Annotated in this window: 10 protein-coding genes; 5 read left to right on the top strand and 5 right to left on the bottom strand. The window is 38.5% G+C overall.

Annotated elements, in window-relative coordinates; all coding sequences use genetic code 11:
* Window positions 1-5: 5 nt before the first annotated feature.
* Window positions 6-1,046, bottom strand: coding sequence for a taurine ABC transporter substrate-binding protein (gene tauA, locus OD757_RS08525; protein WP_263031572.1), 1,041 nt, complete (start codon window positions 1,044-1,046; stop codon window positions 6-8).
* A gap of 446 nt (window positions 1,047-1,492) precedes the next feature.
* Here tauA and OD757_RS08520 point away from each other — a divergent pair, with 446 nt between their 5' ends.
* Complete coding sequence (locus tag OD757_RS08520) at window positions 1,493-2,677, top strand: hypothetical protein (RefSeq protein ID WP_263031571.1); 1,185 nt, start codon at window positions 1,493-1,495, stop codon at window positions 2,675-2,677.
* A gap of 60 nt (window positions 2,678-2,737) precedes the next feature.
* On the opposite strand, the gene OD757_RS08515 is transcribed toward OD757_RS08520, so the two are convergent.
* The 4 genes from OD757_RS08515 to OD757_RS08500 form a co-directional block, all read right to left on the bottom strand.
* A complete protein-coding gene (locus tag OD757_RS08515) occupies window positions 2,738-4,204 on the bottom strand; it encodes an MFS transporter (RefSeq protein WP_009388268.1) in 1,467 nt (488 codons plus the stop codon).
* Window positions 4,205-4,390: 186 nt separating this feature from the next.
* Window positions 4,391-5,782: an LLM class flavin-dependent oxidoreductase gene (locus OD757_RS08510; RefSeq protein WP_263031570.1), complete on the bottom strand. Its 1,392-nt coding sequence runs from the start codon at window positions 5,780-5,782 to the stop codon at window positions 4,391-4,393.
* A 176-nt stretch (window positions 5,783-5,958) separates the two neighbouring features.
* A complete protein-coding gene (locus OD757_RS08505) occupies window positions 5,959-7,254 on the bottom strand; it encodes an acyl-CoA dehydrogenase family protein (RefSeq protein ID WP_263031569.1) in 1,296 nt (431 codons plus the stop codon).
* Window positions 7,255-7,371: 117 nt separating this feature from the next.
* Window positions 7,372-8,190, bottom strand: a complete 819-nt coding sequence (locus tag OD757_RS08500; protein WP_263031568.1) for a hypothetical protein — start codon at window positions 8,188-8,190, stop codon at window positions 7,372-7,374.
* Between the two features lie 647 nt (window positions 8,191-8,837).
* Between OD757_RS08500 and OD757_RS08495 the strand changes: the two genes are divergently transcribed.
* From OD757_RS08495 to OD757_RS08480, 4 genes are all read left to right on the top strand, one after another.
* Window positions 8,838-10,283: a cytochrome ubiquinol oxidase subunit I gene (locus OD757_RS08495; RefSeq protein WP_263031567.1), complete on the top strand. Its 1,446-nt coding sequence runs from the start codon at window positions 8,838-8,840 to the stop codon at window positions 10,281-10,283.
* Window positions 10,276-11,283, top strand: a complete 1,008-nt coding sequence (cydB, locus tag OD757_RS08490; RefSeq protein WP_009388297.1) for a cytochrome d ubiquinol oxidase subunit II — start codon at window positions 10,276-10,278, stop codon at window positions 11,281-11,283. Before OD757_RS08495 ends, cydB begins: the two co-directional genes overlap by 8 nt.
* Window positions 11,284-11,297: 14 nt before the next feature.
* On the top strand, window positions 11,298-11,432 hold the full coding sequence (locus OD757_RS08485) for a hypothetical protein (protein WP_000749813.1): 135 nt from the start codon (window positions 11,298-11,300) through the stop codon (window positions 11,430-11,432).
* A gap of 98 nt (window positions 11,433-11,530) precedes the next feature.
* Window positions 11,531-12,949, top strand: coding sequence for a PLP-dependent aminotransferase family protein (locus tag OD757_RS08480; protein ID WP_263031566.1), 1,419 nt, complete (start codon window positions 11,531-11,533; stop codon window positions 12,947-12,949).
* Window positions 12,950-12,956 lie beyond the last annotated feature (7 nt).

Here is a 12,956-nt window from a genome sequence, read left to right as displayed (position 1 = left end):
ACTCCTTAAGGCTGCAAAAATGAAGAATTCACATTGCCTTTATAATCGGCTTTAAGTTGATCGACCTTGCCCTGACCTTTTAAGAACTTCGCTGTATCAAAAATATTTTGCGCAAATTCACCATCTAACGTTTGTTTTTGCTGAGCGTGGTCTAGGTAAATATTTCCACTTAATAAAAGCGGGATATCTTTTGGATCAGAACCTGTGAGCTGCGCAATTTTTTGCACGTTATCGGCATCTTTAACGTAAGCAGCTGGATCTTGATTATATTTTTCAAGCTGCTCAAGCGTAGTTTTAACAAAAGCTTTTAAGAAATCAGGATTTTTCTCTGCAAAGTCTTTTCGTACAACCCATAAGTCATAAGTTGGAGCACCCCACTCACCGACTTGTTTTGAGTCAGTTAAAACCGTACCAGATGCTTTGGCTTTACTTAAAGCAGGTTCCCACACATATGCTGCATCAATATCACCACGTTCCCAAGCAGCTGAAATTTCAGGTGGGCGCAAGTTAATAATTTTTACTTTGTCTTCTGGAATGTTCCAATGTTTAAGTGCAGACAAAAGACTGTAATGTGTAGTTGAAACAAACGGTACAGCAATGGTTTTGCCAATTAAATCTTGAGGAGTTTTAATGCCTGATTTATTACTCACTACGAGTGCTTCAGACGCACCAAGTTTTGAAGTAATTAAGAATACTTCAATCGGTAAATCACGGCTTGCCGCGGCAGCAAGTGGGCTTGAGCCAATATTGCCAAGTACAACATCACCTGAAGCAAGTGCGTTTACAACATCTGAACCCGCATCAAATTTTTTCCATTGAATATTACGTTGGCTATGTTTTTCATATTCCCCATTGGCCTGCGCAACTTTGCTTGGGTCCACCCCTGTTTGGTAGGCAATCACGACAGGTTTGCTGTCGCGAACTGAAGCACTTGTATTATTGTCTTTCTTATTTTGCCATACGATAAATGCAACAATTGCTACAACCACAATTGCCGTGATAATCAACGGTTTGGTCTTTGTGCTCATAATTTCATGATCTTTCAATAATATAAGCTCATGGTATGCAGCTGGCTTTATAATGAAAAATAAAAAAATATGAGTTGCTTATCTATTTTTGATAAATAACTTTTTCATATAAGTTTTTATCTTTTGGTAAAAAGCAAATATCAACCAAACTTACAGGTTAGCCATAAAATTAAAATACTTATATATCAATAATTAAAAAGGATATTCAAAAAACACATGATGAGAAAAACCTGACACACCTACTCTAATTATCTTATCCTACTCATTTCATCATTTTTATTTTTGCTTATCGCATCCAGAGTTTTGCATCTCATTAATTTTCATTCTTTTATATAAAGTACAGATTTTATTATCTTTTTATCTTAAATCTTCTGCAAATATTAAGATTTGGACAAATCTTTTTCTGGTTTATACATGAGGCAAATTTAATTTTTATTTTTATTTTTAAGAGGAGAAATAATCCCTTGTTTAAACGTCCCACAACTTTCAAAAAAATATTCATCGCGACGACTTTGATTACATTCAGCCTCTCAAGTCATGCAGCCCTTACTTTTGGTAATGCTGAAGAAGGTCAACTTAAAGTGAGTGGTACTGTCCGAGCTAAATATGTTTATGATTTTGACTCTGATCCCACTACCAGTAAATTTTCCTTTAATGACGCGGTCTTATGGCTAGATTACAACTCCCCGAAATGGATAGGTCGCCTAGATTATCGGGTTTATGAATATTACGGGCGTTTAGGCGATGCCAATTGGCTTACCGATGCGTGGTTGGGTTATAAAATTAATGACAAAAGTAAAATTATTGCTGGCTTAAACCCAGTTCCTTTTGGCTTGGGTCGCTTTTGGGGAAATACTTATTATTTAGGCATTGCCAATAGTGCAGGTTGGGAAGATGTACATAACCTTGGGGTGAAATATGATTTCAATGATGGAATCAATGAAGCACAACTCGCCTTTTATCCTACCGATGGTGGAACCTATAGAGGTAAAAGCAAAGACTCGAGTCGATTTAGTATCAATCCTGTCAATGCGGATGACTCAGTACCACAAGGCACCAATACCAAAGAAAAGAACTCGATTGTTGTTCGCGGTGCTCATACCTTTAAAAATGTCTTAGGCCAAGAAAATTTCTCTACCCAACTGGGCGCCTCTCTTTGGTACTCCACCATTGAAAATAAACGTTCAGGGCAAGATGGCGATCGCCAAGTCTATTCAGTTTTTAGCAATACCAATTACAATCAATGGAATTTACAGCTTTTGGCTGGTTATCAAGACATTGATAATGCCGATGCCCAATATAAAGACCATCTAACTTTGGGTGGTTTCGATTATTCATTTAACTCTGCAACCAAAGGTCAGATTTATTCAGCAGAACTGAGCTATCTATTCCCTCAGCAGTTTGGTCCAATTACCTCTGTTCGCCCTTACCTCAACTATAGTTCTTATCGAAAAGAGCAAGATGGCTTTAAAGATTCAACTCGTTTTATTCCCGGCATTGCCTTTAACTATCAAAAATTGACAGTACAAGCCGAGTTGCTGATGGGTAAACACGATCCATATCTAGGAGATAGCGAAGGTCTAGCGGCTGGTGGAAGCAATGATAAATGGAATAAAAAAGCTTTTGTAATTTTTGCTTATTACTTCTAATTCTTAAAACAAAGGCCAACAGATGTTGGCCTTTATTTTATTTAGAGATTTATTTTCACTCTAATCAATTACCGGTGAATTGTTGAGAGGAAGTTCTGTTTTATCTTCATCAATCACATCAACATCTTGGGCGGTAGGCTCAAACTTAATCAGTAGCCCAATCACAATTAAAGGAATAAATGCAAAGATAGAAATAATTAGGTAAACATCGGTTTTATAGCCCGCCATCCAAATCGGTAAAACAAACAAAGCAATGGCTTGAGCAACCCCCGTTACCGCACGGTTAAAGCCGACACCAACGCCACGAATCGAAGCTGGATAAGCCATGGTTGGATACACCATCATTTGTGCCCCAGGTCCAAAGCCTTCGGCAAAAAGCCATAAACCGAGCATGCCAATTGCGGTATAGAGTAAAAAGCTATTACCAGGTTCACCAATTAATGCTAAGGCAATGAGGGCTATAAACTGGAGTAAAAAGCCTGTAAGCAACACATGACGAGATTTAAATCTACTGGCAACAAATACGCCTAACAGTCCTCCCGTAAATGCAAATAGTAAATTGAGTCCGAGCGTGGTGGTAATGGTCGTCAAAACATCGGTATGAAAGAAACGCGTTAAAATAGAAGGCAAAAAGAAGGCAATGGTCGTGTACTGAAATGCCACCGAAATGTGAATCACAATTGCCACAATCGTTCTTGGCAAATAGGTTTTATTAAATAAAACTGCGAAACCCTCGCGCTTTTTCTTTTCAGCGGTTCTTTCTACTTTTTCAACTGTAGCGACTGCATGAATTGCATAGGACTCTTGGAGAACTTTAGCTGCGCCTTTTAAATCGCCTTGGTTTGCAAGCCAAATGGGTGACTCAGTTAAATATTTACCGCGAATAAAAATAATGAGTAACGCTGGCACTGCTCCGAAAATTAAAGATGCTCGCCATAACCAGTTGCTATGCTCAGGGGGTAAAAGAAAATAAAGCGCTAGAACTAGACCAAAACAGACCGAAGAAGCGGCGTACCACATTGGGCACCATGCAGCTAAACGCGCTGCCTTGTTGCTACTACCGTTAAACTTGGAAAACTCAGATAAGTATGACATTGCCACAGGCAAATCAATCCCAACACTAATTCCCATAATAAATCGAGCTAAAATCAATACCCATACATTCGGTGCAAAGCCTGCGACAATTGCAGCAATGACAAACAGCACCATGTCCGCCATAAAGACCCGATAACGGCCAATTTTATCGGTTAGCCAACCACCAATCAGGTTACCCACAATGGTTCCGCAGACAATTGCTGAAGCCACCACGCCAGTCATGACAGGGCTTAAAGAAAACTCTGAGATAACTTGCTCAATACCAAAGGACAGCGTTGTTAAATCATAGGCATCAATAAACACCCCAATTAGTGCCAACCAAATAACTTTATTCGATTTACCCTTCCCTGCAAATTTTGAAATTAATTGTGAAACATCATCGGGAGATTTAATTTCATAACGGTGGTTATGATCGAGTTCTTGTGTGCTCACTTAATAATTCCTGTATTTTAATCACAGAAACAAAATAATAATTATTCACATCATATAAAAACAAATTAATCTGATGTTTTAATCTTAATTATAGAATTATCTTTTCATTATTAACTCATCAATAAAACCGATATAAAAATAAAAGCTGGCATTTAACCAGCTTTTATTTAAAGGTTTTCCAAAATATTAACTCGCCTCAGCAAGTTTTAACTCTTTTAGATTGCGATATTTTGCACCGCGGTGATTTTCGGGTAAATATGGCCCGGCACCAAATAGTTTTTCTCTTAATGTTCCTGGTGCATATGAGGTTTGATATACCCCTCGTTTTTGCAACTCTGGCACAATAAACTCAACCACATCGGCAAAGGTTTGATGAGCCAAAATATAGGCAAGGTTAAAGCCATCAATATCGGTATCTTCAACCCATTGTTGTAAAGCATCTGAAACGGTTTCTGCCGAACCCACCAATACTGGTCCATTACCACCTAAGCTGTTCCAGTTTGCAATTTCTTCAATGGTCCAAACACGCTCTGGATCTGCATTTACATAAGAGTCTAATAAAGATTGAATGGCGTTGGTTTGAATATATTCAACTTTATCGGTCGGCTGATATTGTGAAAAATCAACACCCGACCAGCCAGACAGCAATGTTAAAGCGCCATCATAGCTTCCATAGCTTTGATATTCTTTAAACTTAGCCTGTGCTTTTGCATCGGTTTCATCAGTGACAATCGACAAAAGTGCATAAATTTTAACTGAGTACGGGTCTCGGCCTTCTTGAGCTAGTTTTTGGCGAATGCCCTGTACCACTTTTTTAGTGGCAATTTTAGACGGCGCTGCTATGAATACGCACTCAGCATTTTGACTGGCAAACTTCTGGCCGCGTGATGACGCGCCTGCTTGGTAGAGTACTGGCGTTCGCTGCGGTGATGGTTCACAAATATGGATACCCGGTACAGTAAAGTATTTACCCTCGTGCTGAATTGGATGCACTTTTTTATGGTCAGCAAAAATACCGCTTTCACGGTCACGAAGTACCGAACCTTCTTCCCAAGAACCTTCCCAAAGTTTGTAAAGGACTTCTAAGTACTCATCAGCAATATCATAACGATTGTCATGATTAACCTGAGTTTTTAGGCCCAAGTTTTTCGAACCACTTTCCAAATAAGAGGTCACGATATTCCAACCAACTCGCCCTTTGGTTAAATGGTCTAGCGTGCTAATACGTCTAGCAAAAGGATAAGGATGTTCAAAAGAAATCGAAGTCGTGACACCAAAACCCAAGTGCTTTGTGACTGCCGCCATCGCCGGCACAATCTGTAGCGGATCATTGACTGGAACTTGTACTGCACCGGTTAAGGCATGTTCAGCACTTTGATGATAAACGTCATAAATACCAAGCACATCTGCAATAAAAATACCGTCAAAAAAACCACGCTCAAGAATTTGAGCTAAATCTGTCCAATATTCTAAATCTTTATATTCAACAGATCGATCTTGAGGATGCCTCCATAATCCAGGAGATTGGTGGGCAATACAATTCATTTCAAAAGCATTAAAACTAATTTTCTTAGTCATAAAATATTCGCCAGCATTTTATTTAATTTTTATACTAAAGCAATTTTTAGGTTTTCTTTATAATATAAACCCCAAACAAAATATGATTTTATTCTAATAGGTTTTTACAATTTATTTTAAGAAATAAAATAATATTAAGCCACTAAAAATAGCAGCTTAATATCTAAAACTATAGTTTATTGTTTAGCAGCATTCCCTATTCGCCATTGATACGGCGGCAATGTGCCGTTTACACTAAAATCACCCACAATTCGATTTTTAAATACTCTCGGGTTATGGGAAGATAAAGTTCGTACATTACGCCAGTATCGATCTAGGCCTAAATCTTTGTCTGTTGCAGAAGCACCTAAAGCATCAAATAAAATTGTAGAAGCATTTAAAATTAGATCGGTAATGACCGTTTGAGACTGTGCACTTTCAAGCTCGGCAAGTGCATTTTGCTCTTCTTCCAGCTGCTCATTGTTTTGAAATGCAGCCAAATAAGTACGTTGTAAGCTTTGTGCGACTTTTTCAACAATCGCTCCTGCACTGTAAGCTGCACCACGAATTTGGCCTACGACTTGTAAAATTTGCGGATCCTGTTTTACAAATTGGGCATTCGCATGCGTATAGTTTCGAGTACGTTTAGCAACAGCTTGAGAAACATCATAGGTTGCAGCACGCCCTAGGCCAGTAATAATTGCCAATTGAACCAGTTGATAGTAAGCCGCTGAATATTTAAAACGGTCATCATCAGGTAAAATTTCAGTTTCGTCGACCAATACGTCATGGAAATATGCTGTACCACTCGCGGTAAGTTGCTGACCAAAGCCATTCCAGTCATCAACAATTTCGACACCTTCATCTTCACGGCGAACAACGACTGAGCCAGATTCACCCTTTAAATCTGTTACACCAACATCCACCCAGTCTGCATATAGGCTACCAGTGGTGTAATATTTTTTACCTTTAACGCGAATTCTTCCTTCACTGTCTCGATATAAATGAGTTTCGAACTGATCAATTGACTCTTTCCCGCCTTCAGACCAGGCACTGCCTACTGTTTCCCCATTTGCAATTCGGCTAAGCCAACGCTGTTGAAACGCTTTGTCTTTACTTACCAACACATCTTCAGTGAAACCAAAATGCACACGCAAAGCTTGCGGTAAGTTTGAGTCTGCCTCTGCAAGTTCAATAAGTAATGCAAATAGTTCAGGAATGGTTGCATCAAAGCCACCATGAGCTTTGGGAAGTCTTAATCGTGTAAAGCCAATATCTTTGAGCCACTGAAGTTGTTCATAAGGCAAAATATGCTGCTGCTCACGGATTAAAGCCCCTTCTTTAATACGGGCAAAAGTTGGTCTGAAGTTTTTTGCTAATTCATCATAACGTTCAGAAGGTCCTTGTCCCCACACCCGAGAAATGATTGAAGCCTGACTAAGTGCAGCATGCGTTAGTGAACCGAGATGATGCTCAAAATTTAAATTTGTCATTTATGTAAAACCAATATTGCTTTGCTTTTACCATAAAATATTTATTTCACATGAAAACGATTATTTTTTTATAACTGTATTCATTCTTTATATAACGCCAGAAAACACCTGCCAACACTAAGCTAACTCTTTCTTATGAAGACTATACTGACTTTGCAATAAGGTTTGCATATATTCTGAATAGACAGATAATTTCTCGAAAATATGCTCTGAATAGAACATATCATCAATTAAATGTGTCATTTGAGGTGTTGTGAAGGTATCGCACAACCCTACAAGCTCCGCATTCATTTGGGCAAATTGTGCACATAATTTCACATAAGTTTCATCTTTATTTTTAAATAATAATTTCTTCATTTCTAAGTCTTTTATATCTTTTAAATCATCGCTTTGTTTGGGATTAATCCAATAAATTTTGACTTTTAAGAACTGTTCCAACTCTTTTAAATGTTCTAAATCTAGGTCTAAGCCTGTAATTAAAAAAACCGTTGAGAGATCACTTCGACACAGTGCTTTGATTAAGCTTAAATAAATAAACTCAACTTCATTAAGCTCTGCAAGTTCCACATCTATATAAATTTTTAGACTTTCTAAAACTTCATCTACTTTAAAGAGTACTTTCTTTTCAGCTTGGTAATATTTATTAAGAATAGAAAGCACAGGCACAGTTGCAGGCGTTGTATAAATAGCGGCTTTGTTTAAGTTAGCAAAAATAAATGGTGAAAATAGATAAGCCACACTGCTTTGCTGTGGCTCAATATGAGATTGAATTAAATATATAGTTTCAGATTTAGAAAAGTCTCTGAGTACTTTTGCTCTTAATAAAGTGGCTTCAAAATTAACATAGGTCTGCTCTAGCTGAGCCAAGATAGATATAGGAATAGGCTGATTTTTAATAATTTTATGCAGGACATTGAGTTGAGAAGTAATAAACATTTTTTAACATCCAAGCTATTTTAGAAGAGCTACACTTAAATCAGGTCTTTAATAACCTACGTAACAACCAGACCTCAAACAAAACCACAAGGGAATAAAAAAGAAGTAATTTATCCTGCGCTTATATAAAACCAAAGTCGCATTGATGTTGCTTATAACGATGATTTTGGCCATTCGTAAATCTTGTTCATTTATTTTGGACTTTAGGTGAATGGATATATAGCTACAGATAATTGAAAAAAAACTATAGCACACCTCACAATTGCGCCAAGCTGTTATAGTTTTATAAAAAATTTCTGTATCTACATATACAAAACTTGCGAGTGCATGATTAAGAAAACTTCTTAAGGTAGGTAGTTTTCATGAAGCAATCTATGGTGCATCGTCAGATATTTCATCAATGTTTCAATGCAACATGCATTTTTACAAATGCAACATCAAGCATAAACTTTGTTAACAGATTGAGAACAATCAATCAGTCTATTCTCTTGAAATATCAAGCAATTATATTGCTTTACCCTGTTGGCATTTTACTTGCTAAGAACATTTATCGCAGAAGTAAGTTTAATCCTCAGAATACTTTGTTGCCTGAAAATAAGTATTTAACTCTTTTAACCATCATCAGCTAGTTCACAGGGGGAAAGTATATGAGCCTCGGTCTAACCGCTCTAGAATTAGCGCGAATACAATTTGCTTTTACAGTATCCTTCCATATTATTTTTCCGGCTACTTCTATCGGTCTTGCCTGCTTTTTAGCAGTGTTAGAGTGGAAGTGGTTAAGAACCCAAAACCCGATTTATAAAGATCTATTTAAATACTGGATTAAGATCTTTGCCGTTGCCTTTGGTATGGGTGTGGTTTCGGGCGTGGTCATGAGTTATCAGTTCGGTACGAACTGGAGTGAATTTTCACGTGTCGCCGGTAGTATTACGGGACCTCTACTCACCTATGAAGTCTTGAGTGCCTTCTTCTTAGAAGCTGGTTTCTTAGGCATTATGTTATTTGGTTGGGGACGTGTTGGTCCTCGCGCCCATTTCTTCGCAACACTTATGGTTGCCATCGGAACATGTATTTCCATGTTCTGGATTTTATCTTCTAATAGCTGGATGCAGACCCCTCAAGGCTTTGCAATCGAAAACGGTATTATTGTACCAAAAGACTGGTTTGCAATTGTCTTTAACCCATCCTTCCCTTACCGCTTTGCCCACATGGGTGCGGCTGCCTTCTTGGTTTCATCATTATTGGTGGTCGGAACCTCTGCATGGCATTTAGTAAAAGGCCGCCGTGATGAATTGGTGAAAAAATCATTTTCGATGGGTCTTTGGATGGTGCTTGTGACTTCATGTTTACAAGTAGTGATTGGCGATAACCACGGGTTAAATACTCGTGAACATCAACCTGCCAAAATTGCTGCAATGGAGGGCCACTGGGAAACCAATCATAATGAGCCTATGCCACTATTGCTATTTGCAATTCCAGATATGAAAGAGGAACGTAACCACTTTGAAGTGGGTGTTCCTTATTTAGGTAGTTTAATTTTAACGCATAGCTTAGATGGACAAGTCACGGGTTTAAAAGATTTCGTACCTGAAGACCGTCCAAATTCCACCATCATTTTCTGGAGTTTCCGTGTAATGGTGGGGCTTGGTGTACTTATGGTCACCCTGTCACTCATTGCGCTTTGGCTACGTAAACGCGGAAAACTCTATGAAACCTCATGGTTTCATAAATTTGCCTTAATGATGGGTCCGGCGGGTTATGTTGCAATGCTTGCTGGTTGGATTACTACCGAAGTAGGCCGTCAACCGTGGGTGGTATATGGCATTATGCGAACTAAAGACGGTCTATCGCATACGGTTTCCGCAGAACAAGTCGGCCTGAGTCTCTTTATTTTTGTAGTGGTGTATACCATCGTTTTTGGTAGCGGTATTTACTACACCTTAAAACTGATTAATAAAGGCCCTGTATTTATCGATACGCCAAATATTGAATCTGGTGGCGTTGGGCACTTTAAAACACCAATGCGTCCACTTAGTGCAGTCGATGAAAATATTGACAGCAAACAAAACTCTGGGGAGAACCGTCATGATTGATCTTTCTTTAATATGGGTCGGTATTATCGGTTTAGGTGTGATGATTTACGTGGTCATGGATGGCTTCGACTTAGGGATCGGGATTATGTTCCCATTCATTAAGAACAGCCAAGAACGTGATGTAATGATGAATACCGTCGCCCCTGTCTGGGATGGTAATGAAACATGGATGGTACTCGGTGGTGCGGGTCTATATGCAGCATTTCCACTGGTCTATTCAACGGTTTTATCAGCGTTATATTTACCGATTATTTTCATGGTGATTGCCCTAATTTTCCGTGGCGTTGCTTTTGAATTCCGTTTTAAAGCTCATCGTACCAAGCATCTTTGGGACTTGGCTTTTATTTGGGGTTCAGTTTTAACCAGCTTCCTACAAGGGATTATTTTAGGTGCTTATATTCAAGGGATTAAAACTGAAAATGGTATTTATGCAGGTGGCTCTCTGGACTGGTTAACACCGTTTACCATCTTTACAGGTATTGGTGTAGTTGCGATGTATGCAACTTTAGGATGTGGCTGGCTCATTTTAAAAACTGAAAAAGGCTTGCAGCAACGCATGTATGAGCTTATGCCAAAGCTCATTATTGCACTGCTCATTATTTTTGGTGGCGTGAGTTTATATACGCCGTTAACTCATCCTGAAATTGCAGATCGCTGGTTCTCTTTACCAAACCTTTACTATTTTAGCCCAGTTCCTATTTTGGTCTTATTATTTGTTGGTCTGATTTTATCAGCTTGTAAGAAGCAAGATCATGACCTCAAACCATTTGCGTATACATTGGCGCTGGTTTTCCTTGCATTTACAGGCTTCGTCATTAGTTTATGGCCCTATATTATTCCGCCATCAGTGACTATTTGGCAGGCCGCGGCACCTCACTCAAGCCAGATGTTTGCTTTAGTCGGCGCTCTTATTTTAATCCCGATCATTATTGCTTACACCATTGTGTCTTATTGGGTATTTAGAGACAAAGTTCGTGTAGGTGATGAAGGTTATCATTAAGTATGGAGGGTTTTATGAAAAAGTCATCCGTTAAACTTAATCAAACTCAATGGTTTATTCTGTTATGGCTGGGCGGTTTTTTAGCCTTAGCTGTGATTGCAGGATTGTTTAAAGTGATATTGATTTATGCCGCCCCGTACTTAAAGTAAATCTATCGTTCTAAACAAATGCCGTTTGTAGATTCTGCAAACGGCATTTATTATTGAGTAAGCGCTTCTTTTATTTTGTCATTTTTGGCAGCCAATACATGTATAAATCAGAACAACTTGCCCATAGTATTCGCCAACTCATTGAGAGCGGCACTTTAAATGCGCATGAAAAACTACCTTCATTAAGAGATCAGGTACAACGCTCTGGCTTTAGTTTAATGACTGTAATGAATGCTTACCAAGAACTTGAATCTCAAGGGCTCATTTATTCAAAAGAAAAATCGGGTTATTTCGTTGCCGAGCAAATTGCTCTTAAACCTTTAGAACAGTATTCGGTTGTTTCACTTAACTCTAAAATTGAAATTAATTCTTTAGTTTTTAAATATCTCAAATCGATTCAACATGAATCTGTCATACCTTTTGGCTCAGCTTTTCCAGACAGTCAGCTTTTAACAGCACCCAAACTCATCCAAATTATGGGACAGCTTGCGCGTCAAAGACAAAGCTACGATCAAACCACAAGCCTACCTCCGGGTAATTTAGCGTTAAGAAAACTGATTGCTCAGCGCTACTGTATGCAAGGCATACAGACCGACCCCGATGACATTGTCATTACATCTGGTGGATTAGATGCACTGAACCTTTCTTTGCAAGCAGTTGCTCAGCCGGGCGATTATATTTTATTACAACAAAACGTATTTTATGGCGCTTGGCAGGCAGCAGAACGTTTAGGCCTAAAAGTCATTACGATTCCTGAACATCCGCAACATGGTTTTGATCTAGAGGCTTTTGAACAGGTTATTCAAACCTATCCTATCAAGGTGTGTTGGCTCATGCTAAATAGCCATAACCCAATTGGTTTTACCGTTAGCGATGACATTAAATATAAAATTGCCAAGTTACTTCACGAACACCAAATTTATTTGATTGAAGATGATGTCTATGAAGAGCTTTTTTATGGCGGCCAAAAACCACTTTCAATGAAGTATTTTGACCAGCAAAATCTGGTACTGCACTGCTCTTCTTTTTCTAAAACTTTAGGTGCAGGTTTTCGGGTCGGTTGGGTCTATGCAGGTAAATTTTCGGACCATATTCAACACTTACAGCTCATGAGTACCATTTCAGTAAATGCACTCATTCAAAATGCATTGGTTGAGTTTTTGTCTCATCATCATTATGAAAAGCACTTGCGTACACTTAGGCTTTCCCTTGAACGTTATAAAAAGCAGTTTTATCACTACTTAAAGCAGCATTTACCGAGCTCTTGCGAAGTGTATTACTACCCAAGTGGCTATTTTCTATGGGTCAAACTTCCTAGTACGCTAGACAGTATGCAAGTTTATGAAGCGTTGATTCAGCAAGATATTGGCGTTGCGCCAAGCCCTTTGTTTAGTGTTTTACCTGCACAGCAGCATTATTTGAGAATTAACTGTTCTTTTGAATGGAACACTAAAATTCAAAATGCATTAGATCAGGTTATCAAAACCATTCAACAAAGAGTTGAAGCAAGTCTCTAAAGAAATG

Source organism: Acinetobacter sp. AYS6, assembly GCF_025630795.1.
GTDB lineage: Bacteria > Pseudomonadota > Gammaproteobacteria > Pseudomonadales > Moraxellaceae > Acinetobacter.
The sequence above is the reverse complement of the archived record's forward strand: the minus strand, read 5'-3'. Positions and strand labels throughout refer to the sequence as shown.

What these genes read in the sequence shown, in the direction of transcription:
- OD757_RS08480 (WP_263031566.1), top strand. Translation starts at nt 11,531, where the DNA reads ATGTATAAATCAGAACAACTTGCCCATAGTATTCGCCAACTCATTGAG.
- OD757_RS08500 (WP_263031568.1), bottom strand. Translation starts at nt 8,190, where the DNA reads ATGTTTATTACTTCTCAACTCAATGTCCTGCATAAAATTATTAAAAAT.
- OD757_RS08510 (WP_263031570.1), bottom strand. Translation starts at nt 5,782, where the DNA reads ATGACTAAGAAAATTAGTTTTAATGCTTTTGAAATGAATTGTATTGCC.
- OD757_RS08505 (WP_263031569.1), bottom strand. Translation starts at nt 7,254, where the DNA reads ATGACAAATTTAAATTTTGAGCATCATCTCGGTTCACTAACGCATGCT.
- OD757_RS08485 (WP_000749813.1), top strand. Translation starts at nt 11,298, where the DNA reads ATGAAAAAGTCATCCGTTAAACTTAATCAAACTCAATGGTTTATTCTG.
- cydB (WP_009388297.1), top strand. Translation starts at nt 10,276, where the DNA reads ATGATTGATCTTTCTTTAATATGGGTCGGTATTATCGGTTTAGGTGTG.
- OD757_RS08495 (WP_263031567.1), top strand. Translation starts at nt 8,838, where the DNA reads ATGAGCCTCGGTCTAACCGCTCTAGAATTAGCGCGAATACAATTTGCT.